The following is a 16,668-nucleotide window of genomic DNA, read 5'->3' as shown; positions in this document are numbered from 1 at the left end:
GGTACGAACCGCTGGCTCCCATTCGGGGAGACGTGCATCGACGCCGCGTCCTCGCTATCTGTTTCGTCGCCGTCGCGCTCGCCGCCGTCGCCGCGCCCGCGCTCGGGCACGTCCCGGCGTTCTCGACGGACAACGACGACCCGGGGAACGCGACGTACGTCGACGACCCCGCGAAGTCGTGGTCGTTCTACGACCGCGTCGACGCGAACGAGAGCGCGTACTACCGGACGTACCTCGACGCCGGTGACCGCCTCCAGGTGAGCACGTTCACGCCGCGAGCCACCGGGTTCGAGCCGGGGTTCGTCGTCATGAGTCCCGCGCTGAACGGCACCGACGGCGTCCCCTCGCAGGTCGAGGTCCCCGAGGGCTACGGCGCCAGGGTCGTGGAACCCGAGCCGTCGGGTGACGCGGAGTACGAGCCGTTCACGCCCGCGGCGCTCTACCGGACCGCGGAACTGAACGCGACCGTCGACACCGCCGGGACGTACTACGTCGCCGCGTACGACCCCGACCGTGGCGCGGGCGCGGTCGGCGTCGTCGTCGGCTACCAGGAGTCCTTCGGCGTCGAGGAGTACGTCACCGTCCCGCTGGACCGGCCGCGCATCCACGAGTGGGAGGGCCAGCCCGCGTGGTTCGTGTACGGCCCCATCCTCCTCGGCGCGCTCGCGACCCTCGGCGCGTTCGCGTGGTGGACGACCGACGGGAGCGAGGACGACGCTCGCGGCGCCGGCGGGGACGGCGGCACGCGAACGACGCGCTCGGTCGTGCTCGCGGTCGCGTCGGCGCTCTACGGCGGCGGCGTCGCCGGCGTCGCCGTCCAGACCACCGTCGCGGCGAGCGTCGCCGGGCTCACGACCGGTGTCCTCGTCACGCTCGCGTTCGTCGCGATACCCGCACTCCTCGGCTGGTACCTGCTCGGGCGCGCCATCGACGACGAGTCGCCCTCGCGCGCTCGACGCGGTACGCTCCTCGCGGTCGCACTCCTCGGCGTCGGCACCTGGGCGGGGTTCGTCGTCGGCCCCGCGCTCGTCGTCCTCGCCGCCGGCCTTCCCGCGGAATAACGCTCGCTGCCAGGCTGCGCGCTACTGGCCGACGCGGTGGACGTCGCTCACGCTCGCGTCCGCGTCGACGGTCGCGACGAGTCGTTCGTCGCCCGCAGTGACCGTCACCTCGACGCGCGGCGGGTCGCGGGACACCACGGCGACCTCGGGGAGGTCGATCGCGGACCACACCGCCCACGACGGCAGTTCGCTCACGTCGAACCCGTGCTCGAAGAGGAACCCGCGCGTTCCCGGATGCATGAACGCCGGCGTGACGGGCGCCGTTCGCACCGACCCGCCGCAGCGACCGCACGTGAACTCGACGTGCGCGGGGTACGTCGCGAACGGCCGGTCGTCGTCGTCGAGGACGAGCAGTCCGGTCGTGCGTCCCGCACAGATGTGGCAGAACCCGTCGAGGACGCCGTCGACGACGTGACTCATCCACCGGTCGAACGCCAGCGGGAGCTCGTCCGCGTCGAACTGGTCGAGACTCCCGGGCGGGAACGAGAACTCGTTGAACCACTCCTCGCACTCGCGACAGGACAACGTCGCGGTCTCCTCGGCGTACGCCGCCTCGAGAGGCCCGTCGCACAGCGGGCACTCGCCGGGCACCGCGATGGCGTCGACGGACGCGTTCGCGGTGTACGTCCCGGCGTACATCGCACCGACGATCTGTCGACCCGCGTACGTCAGCTCGTAGCCGTCGTCGGTCTTCCGGACGAACGACCCGACGAGCTTCCGGAGGTGGTAGTTGAACCGCCCGGAATCCTCGGTGCCGACGCGCTCGCGGAGGTCGCTGAACGACCGCGCGTCGTCCGGCGTCTCCCCGAGCGCTCGCAGGATACCGATGCGCGTGTCGTCGCCGAGGAGCGCGAACGTCTCCTCCGGCGACCGGCGCTCCACCGCAAACTCGCCGCTGGAACCGTCGTTCATAGTATCAGTTCGCCGCCAGAGACCATCTCCGTATCGGGTGCACTGCTCGCGTCCCACACACCGGGTACACTGCTCGCGTTCCACACACCGAGTGCACGGCACGGGTCGCGCGACCGCGACCGATAGCGCCGTCGCTTCGCGCGAGTCCGGCCACGGTGGACCGGCAGCGCTCGCGCTCTCGGGTGGTGGGTTCGTGACGAGTCGCCCCGTCAGAAATCGTATCTTCGTCGCCCAGAGGGCGGGTCGAAGACCGTAGTTACAGACGCGTCAGGTTCGTCGCGCGCGGACCCTTGTCCGCCTGCTCGATGCTGAACTCGACCTTCTGCCCCTCCTCGAGGTCCGGACCGCCAACGTCTTCCATGTGGAAGAACACGTCGTCGTCCGCGTCGTCAGTCGAAATGAAACCGTAGCCGCCAGTGTCGTTGAAGAAATCAACTTCGCCTTCTGCCATTGCGACCAGACACAATCCCGGGACCACATTAAGACTTGCGAGGGACGTGGTACCACGACCATCGGCGGATGTGGTCATCGGCCGCCGCAGCGGTCGCGGACGAACGCGCGGTGGTCGGCTTCGATGCGTTCGCGTTCGGCGGGCGTGGCGTCCTCGTGCCAGAGGCCGAAGCACGCCATCGCGCCGACGCGGTTCCCGAACTCGTAGAACGCCATGCGCTCGCGGACGGCGTCCGTGAACGCCCAGTCGTCGTCGCGAGCAGACGCGTACGCGTCCCGGAACGCCCGTCGGCGCGCGTCGAGCGTGGCGTCGTCGGGGTCGTCGGCGTCGAGCAGGTGGAACTCGACGGACGCGAGGTTGCTCGCGGGTTCCGCGGCTGAGAGGTTCGCCCAGTCGAGAACGGCGTTCGTCGCACCCGTGCCGGGGTCGACGAGCAGGTTCCCGTAGCGGTAGTCCCAGTGGCAGTACCGCGGGTCGTCCGCGGGCGGGAGCGTCGGTATCGTGCGTTCGACGTGCTCGCGGAGGGTCGGTATCAGGTCCGCGAACCGCTCGCGGTCCTCGGTGACGCCCGGGAAGTACCCGCCGTCGTCGAGCGACTCGATGGCTTCCAGACAGCCGTCGCGAGCCTTCTCCAGGCCGTCGGCGTAGCGTGGGTCGTCGTCGGTGTCGAGGACGGCGAGGTCGTCGTCGCGGACGCCGACGGTGCCGGCGGCGGGGAGCGTCCCGAGGTCGTGGAGCGCCGCGAGGTTCTCGCCGGCCGCCCGGAGCACGCGAGCGACCGCGTCCTCGTCCAGGACGTCCGCGCGGCCTTCGAGCGCCTCTCCGGGGACGTGCTCCATGAGGTAGAACGGCGCTGGGAGCGCGTCGTGCGCGTCGCAGTACCCGTAGACGTCGGGGACCGGGATCGTCGTCTCGCCGCCGACGTGCTCGAGCAGTCGCGGTTCGGCGCGCGCGACCTCGGCGGCCACCCAGTCGTTCGTCGTCGCCTTCAGGACGACGCGACGGCCGTTCGCGGGCGTCGCGACGTCGAGGGTCGCCACGAAGTCCGTGCCCTCGTCTACGCGCGCGACGCGCTCGACCGTCCACGCCGGCCGCAGCTCGCCGACCATCTCACGGACGGCCTCGTCCGAGACGTCCGCGTCCGCTCGCGTCCACTCGTCGGTCACGTCCACACTCGCGGCCCTCGCACACACGAAGCTACCGGTGGTCTGCGAGTCGTTCACTCGCATCCCCGACGGCGGCCGGCGGGTGCGCAGCGGAGCGGCGTCAGTCGCCGGCCGTAGAGGCTGCCCGGTAGCGCGGGTGGTCGTCGACGCGGGCGTACTCCACGACGTCGGTCCCGAGTGCCTCGACGCGCTCGGCGACGTCGTCGTCGGCGATGCCGTCCGCTCGTACCGTCGAGTGCGAGGACGGGACCGCGACCTCGACGGGGAGCGTCCACGCGTTCAGGGTGCGTGCGACCGTCCGGAGGTGCGCGAGCGCGCTCCCCGGGAACCGCCCGCCAGCGACCTCGACGAGGCCGACGGTCTTCCCGCCGAACTCGTCGCGTCCGAGGTAATCGAGGGCGTTCTTGAGGACGCCCGAGTACGACCCGTGATAGTTCGGCGTGCCGAGGAGGACGGCGTCCGCGCCCGCGACGACCTCGCGGAGGGTCGTCGCGTCGCCGACGTCGGGCGCGTCGGCGTCGAACGGCGGGAGGTCGTACGCGTCCAGGTCCACGAGCCGGGTGTCGGCGCCACGGTCGCGGGCGGCCGCGAGCGCCGCGCGGAGGACGACCTTCGTCTTGCTCGCGTCGCGTCGACTCCCGCACACGGCGACCACGGTAGGCGCGTCAGTTCCGAGTATCGTCATGTCTCGTTGTTCCGTCGGGACCGAGTTAAGCGGGCGCTGAAACCACGTATTGTACGAAAACGAACACGCAAGACGGGAGCCGGTCGGAACGCGACGCGGATGGAGTCGGTCGAGCCGACTGCGGTCCGTCGAGTCGAACGCGGTCAGTCCTGGTCGACGTCCGCGTCGGTGCCGCCGTCGGTGTGGCCGGCGGCCATCGCCGGCTCGGAGCCCCCGATCCAGCCGTCGATGTTCTCCGCGACGTAGTCCTTCCCGCCCCAGCCGAACGCGATGCCGAGCGCGAGCGCGACGCCGACCGCGATGCCGAGCGAGATGGATTCGGCGAACGTGAACAGGATGTCGACCGCGACGCCCATCGTGTCCAGGCCGATGACGATGGCGATGAAGTACAGGAACAGCCGGGTGCCGTCCGCGAACCAGCCCGTGTACCGGCTCTCGGTGACGGTCTCGGTGCGGCCGATGGCGTCGGCGAGGAAGTCCGCGAGCACGAACCCGACGACGATGATGAGTGCGCCCGCGACGAACGACGGCAGGTACGACACCGCGGTGGCGACCCACTCGGAGAGCAACTCGACGGCGAGCACGTCCGACGCCGCGAGGATCGCCACTGCGTACACGAACCACGCCGTCACGCGCCCGAACGCGCTGGAGACGGCGTCTTCGGTGCCGCCGAGCATCCGGCCGAGCGGCGTCTTCAGGACCGCCCGGTCCATCTCGAGGCGGTCCGCGAGTTGCGCGACGACGCGGAACGCGATACGGCCGACGAACCACCCGACGAGGAGGATGAGGAGCGCGCCGACGAGCCGTGGCGCGAACTCGACGATGCTCGCGATGGTGTCGTCTATCGTCTGGTCGAGACCGGTCTGTAGGATTACTAGTTCCAGTGCCATGAAGAGGTGTTGCGTGGAGCGAGAATGGTTATTTGGCCGTTACGGCAGTCCAGGGGCTGCATGAGCCGCCCCGGTTCTGCGCTCTCGTCCCGCGACGGAGAACTCTCGGAGTATCGCCTGTCCGACAGGACTGCGACAATTGAATGACCACATTACCGCGAGCGGACGCGACCGCGTCCACGGCCGACGTCGTTCGACGAACCGCTGACGGGAGCGCGCAGTGGCCGGCTCCAGAGTGCCTCGTGAGGGCTGCTGGCAATGCTCTTCGTTCTCGCAGGCCGAGACCCACCGTGTGTAGGGATGTCGACGCGACGCGTCTCTCTAGTCGTGACCCACCATGACCGAAACCACATTCCGCGAAGTCATCCCCACTGAATCGACCACGGGTACGGTTCGAGCGCAGCGGCGCGCTGGGGTCATCCTCGCTGTCCTCTCCGCGCAGTTCATGACGGCCATCATGCTCGCCGCCGCGATGGTTCCCGGGTACGACTTCGGCGCGAGCGCCATCAGCGACCTCGGCGTGTTCCCAGAGACGGCGTGGCTGTTCAACGCCTCGCTCGTCCTCGTCGGCCTCCTGAACGTCGCCGGCGGGTACTACTACTACCGAGTGCACGGGAAGCGCTGGCTCTTCGGCGTCTTCGTGCTCGCGGGCCTCGGCGCCGTCGTCGCGGGAGCGGTGCCGCTCGACGCCGGTGACCTCCACAGTCTCGGCGCGCTCTTCGCGTTCCTGTTCTTCAACGTGCAGGCGATCGGCGCCGGCACGCAGGTACGGGGCGCGATGCGGTACGCGTCCGTCCTCGCCGGCGTCGTCGGCATCGCGTTCCTCGGCGTCATGATCGTCGGCGACGCCGGGAACCCCGCGGTCTTCGGCGCCATCAACCACGGCGGCGCCGAGCGAATGATCGTCTACCCCGCGATGCTGTGGCTCGTCGCCTTCGGCGGCTACCTGCTCGGCCGCGGCGAAAGCACCACCGTCGTCTGAGCGTCATCGCGGACGGACCACGACAACCCTGGTCCCTCTGTTTCGCCGATTCAGTGACTAGAAGGCAGGATTACACTTTCACTTCGCGCTATCGCCAACGGTGCCGATGGTGTGGGTTCGACCGCGATAGCGCGACCGCTGGCGCGGTCGTCAGCGCTCGGTCACTCGCTCGTACCGGTCCGCCATCCGGTCGAAGAACGCGAGCGAGAGTGCGACGCTGCACGCGACGTCGACGGCCGTCCGCAACGGCTGGCGTCGCAGTGCGGCCCGGAGCACGAACAGGTTCAGCGGGGCGCCGACCGCGAGCAGCGCCACGTCGCCAGGCGAGTCCCGCAGCCCGGCGGCAAGCCAGTCGCGTTCGCCGCGCACGACGCGAGTCGCCCACGCGGCGTCGTCGTCGGGTTCGTCGAACAGGAGCGGTTGCGCGCCGACGAACGCGAGCACGACCCCCAGCAGCCGGCGGTCGCGTCGGTACACCGCCAGCACGAACACGGGACAGGACGCGGCCCAGGAGACCTTCGTCGTGCGGTTCCTGCGTCGGCATTGTCGACTATCGACCGCTCGTCGGCTCGGTCGGGTGCGTCGAGGCCGAGTCGGGCGTGGACGCGCGGTCGAGGTGGGTGTCCCCGAACCCCGAGGGGTACTTCAACCCGTAGCCGACGGCGCGGTCCGCGCCGATGTGGGCCGCCCAGACGAGTGCGACGCTCGTCGCGAGCGGGGTCGCGACGAGGACGCCGACGGCCGCGAGCGCGAGCGGTCCGACGTACGTGTGGGCGGCGTTGTAGACGACGCTGCCGGCGCGCGCACCGGCGAGGTAGCCGAGCATCGAGAGGTCGGGAGCGAGCGCGAGCACGAGCAGGAGCCAGAGGCGGCCGTCGACCGCGACGTACGCCGCGAGTGCGGCGGCGAACACGGCCGCGCCCTCCAGGCGCAGGACTGTCTTCGGGTGCATACCGGGGAGACGCCGCCCGGAGAAATAGTCCTATCTCCGCGCGAGAGCTCGTCACGCAGCCACAGTTCGCTCTCGTTCGCCCGGGAGCGAGCACCACCCGAGGAGCCCGGGCCACGCCATCGGAGTCATTTATAAAGGAATGTTGGAAACGGATGGAACCGCCGTCACTTCCGACGGCGAGTCGAGCGAACCCGAGGGGTCCGGCGGCGGAGAGATACTGGATGAGCGGGCCTGGGAAGCGATAATATGTCCTTTATCGGTGTCCGAGGTCGCCCGGCGATGACCACGCGACACCAAGCGCAAGGAACCAGTAACCGCAATACGGTACCACAAAGCTCATAAGGTAATCTAGGTCTACGAATGGCAAGAGATGGATGGGAACGACTCCGTCGAGGACCGGCACGCGGCCGCGCTCCTCGGCGACTCGCAGTACGAGCGAATCAAGCTCCAGCGGTACAGTCTCTTCAAGCTCTCCCTCCCGCGGACGCTCGCCCTCCAGGGACTCATCCTGGCCGCGCTCGCGCTCGTCCTCCCGCTCGCGCTCTCCCAGCCCGAGCCGACGCGCACGCTCCTCGGCGGTGACGTCCTCGCCGCCGAACCGAAGTTCCTCTTCCTCGGCGCGTACGCAAGCGCCATCGAACTCGTCGGCGTCCTCGGGGTCTCTTACGTCGCGTACCGACGGCTCGCGGCCGACGACGTCCTCTCCGAGCGCGAGGTCCACGACCTCCTCGCCATCGAGGACGCCGCCACGCACGTCAGTCTCGTCACCGGCGGTGCCGCCGTCGCCGTCGTCCACGGCTTCTTCCTCGTCGGTCTCGCCGGCGACCCGCTCGTCGGCCGTTTCCAGACGCTCGTCGGCCGGAACCCCTTCGAACCCGGTATCATCCCCGTCTCGGTCGGCGGCGTCGCCGTCGCCGCAGCGGCCCTCGCCGTCCTCGCGCTCGGCCTCAGTCACCTCCTCCGCGGCCGCCTCGCGTACTGACCCGTCGAGACGGAGTCGGGGACCGGGACTCGATGGCCGCCAGCGTGTCCGCGCGCTCGCCGTCCAACGCCGTCCGTCACTCCTCGCCGGACTCGACGCCGCCGCTCGGGGTCGTATTCGCGTCGACGCGCTCCCAGCCGCCTTCGCGCGGCGTGGGCCAGACGAACGCCGTCGCGAGCGCGAGCGCCCCGGCGAGCCACGCGGTCAGTCCGAGCGCGCTCGCAACCACGACGCTCGGTGGAATCGCGGCGGCGTCCACGGTGCGAACGACGAGCGTCAGAACGAGCCCGCGGAACGCGCCGTTCGGCCCGAGCGCCTGCAGGTATCGAAGACTCTCGGGGCCGAGGACGCCCGAGGCGAGCGCGCCGACGAACGCGAGGTCGACGCCGACCGTGACCACGACGAACAGCGCGACGGCGGCCGCCACGGCCGTCCGTGCCGTGGACGTCACCGCGGAGACGGCGAGGACCGCGGCGAGCACGACGGCCGCGTACGCGGTGGCGAGCACGACGAACCGGAGGTACGCGCCGAACGAGCCCTCGCCGCCGTGGGTGGCGACGACCGACGATCCCTCCGGCCCCAGGAACGGGACGAGGACGCCGGCGACGAGGAGCGTCGCGAACACGAGCGAGCAGACGACGACCGCACGCCCGACGTACACGCCGCCGACGTACGCCCACCGCGGCATCGGGTACGTCCGGAGCACCGGGCGTTCGGTGGTCTCCGTGCCAGCGCCGAGCGACCGATACCCGAACGCCACCGCGAGCAACGGGACGAGTACCTCGACGGGCGCGAGCAGGTCGACCGCGAGCGGGACGTACCCCGTCAGGCCGCTCGCGACAGCGAGCCCGAGCACGACGACGACGAACCCGGCCGCGACGAGGACGTACTGGGGCGTCCGGAGCATCGTGACGAGTTCGCGGTCGGCGACGGCGAACAGGCGGTCGCGGTCGGTCGTCATTCTCCGACCTCCGTGCCGGCGCGCACCGCGAGTTCGTCGCCGACGATCGCGGTGAACGCCGCGTCGAGCGAGTCCACGCCGGCGTCCGCCATCACCGCCTCGGGCGTGTCGTCGGCGGCGACGCCGCCGTCGTCGAGGACGAGGACGCGGTCGGCGGTCGCGGCCCCGGAGAGGTGGTGGGTGGCGACGACGACCGCGGGCCCGGTCGCGGCGACGTCCCGGAGCGTCTCGAAGATGTGCGCGCGCAACGACGGGTCGAGTCCGGACGCGGGCTCGTCGAGCACGAGCAGTTCGGGGTCTCCCAGCACGGCCTGCGCGATGCCGAGCAGTCGGATCATGCCGCCGGAGAGCGCGTCGACGCGGCGGTCCGCGACCGCGCCGAGACCGACGAGTTCGAGGGTGTCGTCGACGTCGACGGCCGCGTCGAGGAGGCTCGCGTAGAACGACAGCGTCTCGTCGACCGTGAAGTGCGCGCGGAACCGGGGGTCCTGCGGGCAGAAGCCGACCGGCCGAGCGGCGTCGGCGACGACCTGGACCGTCCCCGCCGTGGGTTCGAGGAGCCCTGCGAGTGCGCGCAGGAGCGTCGACTTCCCGGAGCCGTTCGCACCGACGACCGCGGTCACCGCACCGCCCTGCACCGCCAGGTCGACGTCCGAGAGGACCTGGACGTCACCGAAGCGGACGCCCAGTCCGTCGGTGCGCGCGACCACCCGCGACTCCGGCGTCGGCTCCGCTGCGGGCGCGCCCCCGGTGTCTTCGAGCGACTGGGTGTCGACGTCGGCCGCGGCTTCGTCGGCGGCCGCTTCGTCGACGTCGGGCGAGGCTTCATCCACGTCCGCCTCCTCGGTCTCGTCCGCGACCTCCGGATTGCCGTCGCTCATGCTCGATGCACCTCCTTCGCGTGTTCGACGGCCGGACGCGTAACGCTATCGTCGCCGGTGACCCGGTGGTCGGTCGCGTTGGCCGTCGTCGAGTCGGGCGCGGTCGCGTTCAGCCACGACCGCGGGTCGGCGTCGGGCGTCGCCGCGACGCGCTCCAGGACGTCCGGGCGGACCGGTGCCGCGAGCGGTGCGACGTCGAGCACGCCCTCGGGGCGGAGTCCGGGCATCTCCGCGGCCGACGACCGCAGGAGCGAGACGGCGGGCGAGCGCGCCAGGACGTGCACGCTCGGTACGGCCTCCGCGTGCCGGTCGACCGCGCCCGTCGGGCGGAACGTCCGCTCGAGGACGCCGTCGCCGTCGCGGTCCGTCCCCGGCGCGCCCGCCCAGTAGTTCCCGCGGCCGTCGTGGGACCACACTCGGACCGGGCCGAGCGACGCCTCGGCGTACGCGTCGCTGCGCACGACGTCGTTCCGAGCGACCGCGTTCGTCGGGACGAGCGTCGACCCGCTGATCCCGACGCCGTTCCCGTAGAGGGTGTTCTCGGCGTACAGCGACCGGTACGAGCCGACGGTCAGCCCGATGTCGTTCCCGACGGCGACGTTCCGGAGGACGAACGACGACCGGCCGGCGACGTCCACCCCGACGCCGCTGTCGCGCACCGCGTTCCCGAGCACGACGTTCCGTTCGGGGCGCGTCATCACGACGATGCCCGTGTCCGCGTCCGCGACGACGTTGTCCGCGACGAGCGTCTCCGACGTGTACATCTCGTGCACGCCGAACCGGAGGTTCCGGAAGTCGTTCCCGCGGACGACCGTCCCGTCCGCGACGTGCATGTAGACGCCGTCGCGGCCGCCGTCGAACGTCGAGTCCTGGATGACGACCCGCGAGTGCGCGGCGAGCGTACTCATGAAGCCCTCCAGCCACGGGGACCGGCCGTCGACGTGCACGCGCTCGACGACCACGCCGTCGCTGTACCGGACGGTGACGCCGTTCGACGGCGTGGTGACGCGAACGTCCGCGACGTACGACCCGCTCGCGTTCTCGAACTCGACGCCGGAGGCGGCGTGCGCGTACGACCGCATGACGAGTGCGTCCCAGGCGCCCTCGTCCACGGAGACGTTCGGGACGCCCTTCCCCTCGCCGACGCCCTCGATAGCGAGGTCGGTGACCGCAACCTGCGCGTCGAGGACGCGGAGCACGCTCCCGTTCCCGGTCCCGACGAGCGTCGTCGCGTTCGCCCCGGCGCCCGCTATCGTGACGGGTTTCCGCACGGTGACGTTCACGTCGCTGTAGTTCCCGGCGGGCACGCGGACCGTCGTGTTCGGTGGCGCGGCAGCTATCGCGGCGGCGAGCGTCGGTGCGTCCTCGCCGACCACCACCGACACCGGTCGCTCCGCGAGACGCCGCGCGTCAGCGGTGGCGCGGTCCGCCCACGCGTGGCGGTCCGAAGCGAGCGCGAGCCCCGTCTCGACGGCGAGCCGGCGGTCGCCGCGGTCGCGCTCGCGAGCCTGCAGGCCCGCCCAGTCGACGACCTCGCCGCCGTGCTCGCTCGCGAACGCTCGCGCCGCGGCGCGCTCGGAGAACGGGACGACGACCGAGCCACCGGGTCGGCGCGCACTCGAGTTCACGACGAACACCGCGTGCTCGACCGCGACCCAGCTCGCGTACCCGTCGGTCGTCGCGAGATACCCCTCGTCGGTGACCGCGAGCGTCGCAGTCGTGTAGTCCGAGACGAGGATATCCAGTGGCTCCCCGAACTGGCGAGCGTGCGCGTCGTCGCCGAGCACGTCGACGAGCGACGACAACCCGACGTGCCCGACCACGTACCGGTACCGCGAGTAGAACACCTCCGCTCTCGGGACCGCGAGCCCTCGCTCCTCCGCGATCCGGCGCTCCGCGTCCGTGAGGTCCGTGAGGACGATAGTGTCCTCGAACGGTACGGGGTCGACGTCCCCGGTCGGCCCGACGTCGGTCACGAAGACGCTGCTCGACACGAGGAGGACGCCGACGAGGACCGCGAGCGCGCCGCGTGCAGCCATCTCACTTCCCGACGAGCGTCGGCGTTATCTCGTCGAACGCGACGACGCTCCCGCCGTGCTCGGCCGCGAACGCCTCGGCGTCGGCGTCGTCGCCGAACGGCACGAAGTCCGGACCCATCGCGCCCTCGACGTCGCTCTCGACGACGTAGCTGAGGCTGGTGGCGTCCGCCATCGAGTCCGCGCTGGTGTGCGAGGTGATGTAGGACGCTCCCTCCCGCGTGTTCACCGAGTACTCGACCGCGGAGTAGTCGGTGACGTACGCCGCGTCGAGCGACCGGCCGGCGTCCCGGCCCTCGAAGTAATGCGGGAAGAAGCACTGCTTGAGGGAGTCGAACCAGAACGGCGCGTCGCGTCCCTCCGGCTCGACGTCCGCCCAGTATATCTCGGCGTTCGGCCCGGGGTGCTTCGAGATGACCATCCCGCACTCGTCGCACGCCGCGACGTCCGATATCGCGACCGCCGCGGGCGCCGCGTCGCCGTTGCCACCGAGGCAACCGGCGACGCTCGCGACGGCGACCGCGCTCGCGCCAGCGAGGACGCGCCGCCGCGATACCACCGGAGTGGACGCTCCGCGACGGCACGTCGCAGTGTGCTCGTGGTCGTTCTTCCTGCTGCACGAGGTCGGCGAATTGGAGGACTCGTTTGGGGACATGGTCTTGTACGGCCTTGTACCGATTACTACGCACCGAACGAAGATATCTCGCCCGGGCGGTTCTCGGCTCGCAGGAACCGTCGCCCCGACACCCGAAGCAGGCCACGACCGACCGGTCCTCGTCGTCGGTCGACGCGAAGCGCCCGAATACCTTAGTGCGGTCCGGTCGACGCGGGGAACGTGCCAAGCCACTCATCCTCGGAGGCGGGCGCCCCCGGCCCGCCCGACGGCGACGTCCCGGACGCGGCCGAGGCGCCCGCTCCCGAACCACCCAGCGGGGAGAACGCCGAGGGGACCGCCCCGGACGCGGAGCCGACCGTCGAGACGCCCGAGGCCGACGTCACTGACGACTCCGAGCTCGAACGCACCATCGGCCTCTCGGGCGGACTCGCCATCGGTATCGGGACGATGATCGGTGCCGGCATCTTCGTGTTCCCCGGTATCGCCGCGGGCGAAGCCGGCCCGGCCGCCGCGCTCTCGTTCGGGCTCGGCGCCGTCATCGCGCTCCTCGTCGCGCTCCCGACGAGCGAGCTCGCGACCGCGATGCCCAAGAGCGGCGGCGGGTACTACTTCATCTCGCGCGCCCTCGGCACCCTCCCGGGTGCGGTCGTCGGCATCTCGCTGTGGTTCGGGCTCGTGTTCGCGACCGCGTTCTACCTCGTCGGGTTCGGGTACTACGCCGTCGACACGCTCGCGCAACTCGGCGTCACCGTCGGCGAGGGACTCGTCGTCCCCATCGCGCTCCTGTTCGGGGCCGCCGTCACCGTCCTGAACGTCACCGGTACCGAGAACGCTGCGAAACTCCAGAACGGTATCGTCGCGCTCCTCCTCTCGATACTCGTCGCGTTCCTCGCGTACGGCGGCCTCGACGCCGTCGGCGTCTTCGGCGCCGAGACCGCGCCCGAGCAGTTCGCGCCGTTCGGAACGGTACCTATCTTCACGACCGCCGCGCTCGTGTTCACGAGCTACCTCGGGTTCGCGCAGGTCGCGACCGTCGCCGGCGAGATGAAGGACCCGGGGCGGAACCTCCCGCTCGCGATGGTCGGGTCGGTCGTCGTCGTCGGCGTCCTCTACGTCGTCACCATCTTCGTCGCGACGAGCGCCCTCGGGAGCGAGGAACTCGGCCGCATCGGCGAGACCGCGATGGTGGACGTCGGCCGCGACCTCCTCGGCGCGCCCGGCGCGCTCGCCATCGTCCTCGGCGGCCTGCTCGCGACGATGTCGAGCGCGAACGCGAGCGTCCTCTCCACCTCGCGCGCCATCTACGCCGTCTCGAAGGACGCACTCCTCCCGAAGCGCGCGAGCCGCGTGAACCTCCGCTGGGGCACGCCCCACGTCGCGCTCGGCCTCGCCGGCGGCCCCATCCTCGTGCTCGTCGCCACCGGCCAGGTCCAGGTGCTCGCCGAGATCGCCTCCTTCCTCCATCTCGTCCAGTACGGCCTCATCTGCGTCGCGCTCGTCGTCCTCCGCCGCAAGGACCCCGACTGGTACGACCCCGACTTCCGCACCCCGGGCTATCCGGTCGTCCCAGTCCTCGGCGCGCTCGCGAGCTTCGCGCTCGTCGGGTTCATGCAACCGACCTCGCAGATCGTCGGCGCGGCACTCATGCTCGCCACCGTCGGGTGGTGGGCGTACTACGCTCGCGACGTGGAACTCGGAGGTGTCCGCGGATGACGCGCGTCCTCGTCCCCATCCGCGTCCTCGAGTCCGAGTCCGTCTCCCTCGGCCTCATGAACCTCCTGTCGACGATGGACGTCACCGTCCTCGGCTACCACGTCCTCCCCGAGCAGACCCCGCCCGACCAGGCGCGCGCCCAGTACGAGGACCGCGCCACGAGCGCGCTCGAGGACATCGCCGAGGAGTTCCGGCAGGCCGGCGGCGACGCCGACCACCGACTCGTGTTCACGCACGACCGCAAACAGAGCATCGACCGCGTCGCCGCGGCCGTCGACGCGAGCGCATACGCCATCACGGGCGCCACCGGCGCCGTCGACAGCATCCTCGTCCCCCTCACCGGCGACGTGGACGTCGACCGCATCGTCGCGTTCGTCACCGACCTCGTCGGCGACCGCGACATCGACATCACCGTGTTCGCCGCCGCCGCCGAGGCGAACGTGGACGCCGTCCGCAGCGCGCTCGAGGACGTCGCCGCCGACCTCGACGAACGCGGCCCCGCGGTCACCGTCGAGACGGCGACCAGCCAGCGTCCCTTCGAAGCGCTCGTCGACGCCATCCCCGGCCACGACGCCATCGTCATGGGCGAACGCGCACCGTCGCTCCAGTCGCTCGTCTTCGGCGAGGAAGCCCGCCGCGTCGCCGCCGAATCCGTCGGCCCCGTCCTCGTCGTCCGACGCGAACCCGAGAAGCCGGACGACGACGCCGACGCTGGCACGACCGATGGCGACACCGGCGACCGGGACGCGGATACGTCCGATGGCGACACCGGCGACGCCGACGGCACGGACGGCGACGACGAGGAATGAGGAAGGTACCGGACAGTACTTACGTCGGGGCGAGAGATGTTCACGTAACCGCAACACGTGTCGTCCCCGAGAAGGACGAGTCGAGGCGACGCCGCCGCCGCTTGAACCGGCGGTCGGCGACGCACCGGTCGTCCTGCTCTCCTCCACACAGGCGTACTCTGAGACGGGTTCTGGGATAGCGTTGTTCGGACCTCATACCTATGGAAATCGAAATCGCGACAATCGGCGGCTACGAGGAAGTCGGGCGGCAGATGACGGCGGTCCGCGCCGGAGACGACATCGTCGTCTTCGACATGGGCCTGAACCTGTCGAAGGTCCTCATCCACGACGACGTCCGCACGGAACAGATGCACAGCCTCGACCTCATCGACATGGGTGCCATCCCGGACGACCGCGTGATGAGCGACCTGCAGGGGGACGTGAAAGCCATCGTGCCGACGCACGGTCACCTCGACCACATCGGCGCGATCAGCAAGCTCGCGCACCGCTACGACGCACCCATCGTCGCCGCGCCGTTCACGATCGAACTCGTCAAGGACGAGATCCAGGACGAGAACAAGTTCAACACCGAGAACGACCTCGTGACGATGGAAGCGGGCGAGACGATGCCCATCGGTGACTCCGGGGAGCTCGACCTCGAGTTCGTGAACGTCACGCACTCCATCATCGACGCCATCAACCCCGTCCTCCACACGCCCGAGGGCGCGGTCGTCTACGGTCTCGACAAGCGCATGGACCACACGCCCGTCATCGGCGACCCCATCGACATGGATCGCTTCCGCGAGATCGGTCGCGAGGGCGAGGGCGTCCTCTGTTACATCGAGGACTGCACGAACGCGAACAAGAAGGGCCGGACGCCCAGCGAGAGCGTGGCGCGCGACCGGCTGAAGGACGTCATGTACAGTCTCGAGGACTACGACGGCGGTATCGTCGCGACGACGTTCTCCTCCCACATCGCTCGCGTCAAATCCCTCGTCGAGTTCGCGCGAGACATCGGTCGGAAACCGATCCTGCTCGGGCGCTCCATGGAGAAGTACTCCGGCGCCGCGAGCCGGATGGACGGCGTCGACTTCCCGGACGTCGAGATGTACGGGCGCCGCCAGGGCATCGAGCGGACGTTCCAGCGCATCATGAACGAGGGCAAGGGGAACTTCCTCCCGGTCGTCACCGGTCATCAGGGCGAGCCGCGCGCGATGCTGACGCGGATGGGTCGCGCGGAGACGCCGTACGAACTGGACGAGGGCGACAAGGTCATCTTCAGTGCGACGGTCATCCCGGAGCCGACGAACGAAGGCCAGCGCTACCAGTCCGAGAACCTGCTCGGGATGCAGGGGGCGCGCATCTACGACGACGTCCACGTCTCCGGCCACCTGTCGCGAGAAGGCCACTACCAGATGCTGCAGGCGCTCCAGCCCCAGAACGTCATCCCCGCGCACCAGAACATGAAGGGCTTCTCGGGGTACGTCGAACTCGCCGGAAACCAGGGGTACAAGCTCGGCCGCGACCTCCACGTGACGACGAACGGGAACGTCATCCAGCTCGTCGAGGAGTAAGCGAGTTCGGTTCGCCGG

17 protein-coding genes are annotated in these 16,668 nt (G+C 70.4%); 6 read left to right on the top strand and 11 right to left on the bottom strand.

Translation table 11 applies throughout. From position 1 onward, the window contains the following. Positions 1 to 32 precede the first annotated feature (32 nt). Positions 33 to 1,061 (top strand): hypothetical protein, encoded by a 1,029-nt coding sequence (locus tag ACZ48X_RS04900; RefSeq protein ID WP_336350216.1) that lies wholly within the window; start codon positions 33 to 35, stop codon positions 1,059 to 1,061. A gap of 21 nt (positions 1,062 to 1,082) precedes the next feature. Here the strand turns inward: ACZ48X_RS04900 and ACZ48X_RS04895 are convergent, their stop codons facing one another. From ACZ48X_RS04895 to ACZ48X_RS04875, 5 genes are all read right to left on the bottom strand, one after another. Then, entirely contained in the window at positions 1,083 to 1,973 is an 891-nt protein-coding gene (locus ACZ48X_RS04895) for a helix-turn-helix domain-containing protein (RefSeq protein WP_336350217.1), read from the bottom strand. Between the two features lie 256 nt (positions 1,974 to 2,229). After that, positions 2,230 to 2,424: a cold-shock protein gene (locus tag ACZ48X_RS04890; RefSeq protein ID WP_336350218.1), complete on the bottom strand. Its 195-nt coding sequence runs from the start codon at positions 2,422 to 2,424 to the stop codon at positions 2,230 to 2,232. Positions 2,425 to 2,498: 74 nt separating this feature from the next. Further along, positions 2,499 to 3,590, bottom strand: coding sequence for a phosphotransferase family protein (locus tag ACZ48X_RS04885; protein WP_464379831.1), 1,092 nt, complete (start codon positions 3,588 to 3,590; stop codon positions 2,499 to 2,501). 100 nt (positions 3,591 to 3,690) lie between these two features. Continuing rightward, a complete protein-coding gene (locus ACZ48X_RS04880; protein WP_336350220.1) occupies positions 3,691 to 4,275 on the bottom strand; it encodes an NADPH-dependent FMN reductase in 585 nt (194 codons plus the stop codon). 143 nt (positions 4,276 to 4,418) lie between these two features. Then, on the bottom strand, positions 4,419 to 5,165 hold the full coding sequence (locus tag ACZ48X_RS04875) for a mechanosensitive ion channel family protein (RefSeq protein WP_336350221.1): 747 nt from the start codon (positions 5,163 to 5,165) through the stop codon (positions 4,419 to 4,421). Positions 5,166 to 5,502: 337 nt separating this feature from the next. On the opposite strand from ACZ48X_RS04875, the gene ACZ48X_RS04870 reads away from it, so the two are divergent. Next, positions 5,503 to 6,147, top strand: coding sequence for a DUF998 domain-containing protein (locus ACZ48X_RS04870; protein ID WP_336350222.1), 645 nt, complete (start codon positions 5,503 to 5,505; stop codon positions 6,145 to 6,147). 150 nt (positions 6,148 to 6,297) lie between these two features. On the opposite strand, the gene ACZ48X_RS04865 is transcribed toward ACZ48X_RS04870, so the two are convergent. Together ACZ48X_RS04865 and ACZ48X_RS04860 are read right to left on the bottom strand one after the other, a co-directional pair. After that, the gene (locus ACZ48X_RS04865; RefSeq protein WP_336350223.1) at positions 6,298 to 6,639 is read right to left on the bottom strand and encodes a hypothetical protein; all 342 of its coding nucleotides are present in this window, start codon (positions 6,637 to 6,639) and stop codon (positions 6,298 to 6,300) included. Positions 6,640 to 6,697: 58 nt separating this feature from the next. Then, entirely contained in the window at positions 6,698 to 7,099 is a 402-nt protein-coding gene (locus tag ACZ48X_RS04860; RefSeq protein ID WP_336350224.1) for a DUF4260 domain-containing protein, read from the bottom strand. Positions 7,100 to 7,469: 370 nt separating this feature from the next. Between ACZ48X_RS04860 and ACZ48X_RS04855 the strand changes: the two genes are divergently transcribed. Further along, entirely contained in the window at positions 7,470 to 8,081 is a 612-nt protein-coding gene (locus ACZ48X_RS04855) for a hypothetical protein (protein WP_336350225.1), read from the top strand. A 76-nt stretch (positions 8,082 to 8,157) separates the two neighbouring features. On the opposite strand, the gene ACZ48X_RS04850 is transcribed toward ACZ48X_RS04855, so the two are convergent. From ACZ48X_RS04850 to ACZ48X_RS04835, 4 genes are read right to left on the bottom strand one after another with little or no spacing between them, the layout of a single operon-like run. After that, positions 8,158 to 9,042 (bottom strand): ABC transporter permease subunit, encoded by an 885-nt coding sequence (locus ACZ48X_RS04850; protein WP_336350226.1) that lies wholly within the window; start codon positions 9,040 to 9,042, stop codon positions 8,158 to 8,160. After that, positions 9,039 to 9,923 (bottom strand): ABC transporter ATP-binding protein, encoded by an 885-nt coding sequence (locus tag ACZ48X_RS04845; RefSeq protein WP_336350227.1) that lies wholly within the window; start codon positions 9,921 to 9,923, stop codon positions 9,039 to 9,041. Before ACZ48X_RS04845 ends, ACZ48X_RS04850 begins: the two co-directional genes overlap by 4 nt. Then, on the bottom strand, positions 9,920 to 11,962 hold the full coding sequence (locus ACZ48X_RS04840; RefSeq protein WP_336350228.1) for a NosD domain-containing protein: 2,043 nt from the start codon (positions 11,960 to 11,962) through the stop codon (positions 9,920 to 9,922). The genes ACZ48X_RS04845 and ACZ48X_RS04840 overlap by 4 nt, the downstream gene beginning before the upstream one ends. Before the next feature lies 1 nt (position 11,963). Next, positions 11,964 to 12,518 carry a nitrous oxide reductase accessory protein NosL gene (locus ACZ48X_RS04835; protein WP_336350229.1) on the bottom strand — a complete coding sequence of 185 codons (555 nt, stop codon included), beginning with the start codon at positions 12,516 to 12,518 and terminating at the stop codon, positions 11,964 to 11,966. Positions 12,519 to 12,794: 276 nt separating this feature from the next. Here ACZ48X_RS04835 and ACZ48X_RS04830 point away from each other — a divergent pair, with 276 nt between their 5' ends. The 3 genes from ACZ48X_RS04830 (at position 12,795) to ACZ48X_RS04820 (ending at position 16,650) form a co-directional block, all read left to right on the top strand. Next, entirely contained in the window at positions 12,795 to 14,288 is a 1,494-nt protein-coding gene (locus ACZ48X_RS04830) for an APC family permease (protein ID WP_336350230.1), read from the top strand. Then, positions 14,285 to 15,097: a universal stress protein gene (locus ACZ48X_RS04825; RefSeq protein ID WP_336350231.1), complete on the top strand. Its 813-nt coding sequence runs from the start codon at positions 14,285 to 14,287 to the stop codon at positions 15,095 to 15,097. The genes ACZ48X_RS04830 and ACZ48X_RS04825 overlap by 4 nt, the downstream gene beginning before the upstream one ends. A gap of 200 nt (positions 15,098 to 15,297) precedes the next feature. After that, the gene (locus ACZ48X_RS04820; RefSeq protein ID WP_336350232.1) at positions 15,298 to 16,650 is read left to right on the top strand and encodes a ribonuclease J; all 1,353 of its coding nucleotides are present in this window, start codon (positions 15,298 to 15,300) and stop codon (positions 16,648 to 16,650) included. Positions 16,651 to 16,668: the final 18 nt, after the last annotated feature.

It is taken from the genome of Halorubellus litoreus (assembly GCF_055378595.1).
The sequence above is the reverse complement of the archived record's forward strand: the minus strand, read 5'-3'. Positions and strand labels throughout refer to the sequence as shown.

Bases quoted from the DNA above. Each gene is read 5' to 3' on its own strand.
- ACZ48X_RS04895 (WP_336350217.1), bottom strand. From the start codon at position 1,973: ATGAACGACGGTTCCAGCGGCGAGTTTGCGGTGGAGCGCCGGTCGCCG.
- ACZ48X_RS04860 (WP_336350224.1), bottom strand. From the start codon at position 7,099: ATGCACCCGAAGACAGTCCTGCGCCTGGAGGGCGCGGCCGTGTTCGCC.
- ACZ48X_RS04890 (WP_336350218.1), bottom strand. From the start codon at position 2,424: ATGGCAGAAGGCGAAGTTGATTTCTTCAACGACACTGGCGGCTACGGT.
- ACZ48X_RS04880 (WP_336350220.1), bottom strand. From the start codon at position 4,275: ATGACGATACTCGGAACTGACGCGCCTACCGTGGTCGCCGTGTGCGGG.
- ACZ48X_RS04840 (WP_336350228.1), bottom strand. From the start codon at position 11,962: ATGGCTGCACGCGGCGCGCTCGCGGTCCTCGTCGGCGTCCTCCTCGTG.
- ACZ48X_RS04875 (WP_336350221.1), bottom strand. From the start codon at position 5,165: ATGGCACTGGAACTAGTAATCCTACAGACCGGTCTCGACCAGACGATA.
- ACZ48X_RS04855 (WP_336350225.1), top strand. From the start codon at position 7,470: ATGGATGGGAACGACTCCGTCGAGGACCGGCACGCGGCCGCGCTCCTC.
- ACZ48X_RS04820 (WP_336350232.1), top strand. From the start codon at position 15,298: ATGGAAATCGAAATCGCGACAATCGGCGGCTACGAGGAAGTCGGGCGG.
- ACZ48X_RS04825 (WP_336350231.1), top strand. From the start codon at position 14,285: ATGACGCGCGTCCTCGTCCCCATCCGCGTCCTCGAGTCCGAGTCCGTC.
- ACZ48X_RS04845 (WP_336350227.1), bottom strand. From the start codon at position 9,923: ATGAGCGACGGCAATCCGGAGGTCGCGGACGAGACCGAGGAGGCGGAC.
- ACZ48X_RS04870 (WP_336350222.1), top strand. From the start codon at position 5,503: ATGACCGAAACCACATTCCGCGAAGTCATCCCCACTGAATCGACCACG.
- ACZ48X_RS04850 (WP_336350226.1), bottom strand. From the start codon at position 9,042: ATGACGACCGACCGCGACCGCCTGTTCGCCGTCGCCGACCGCGAACTC.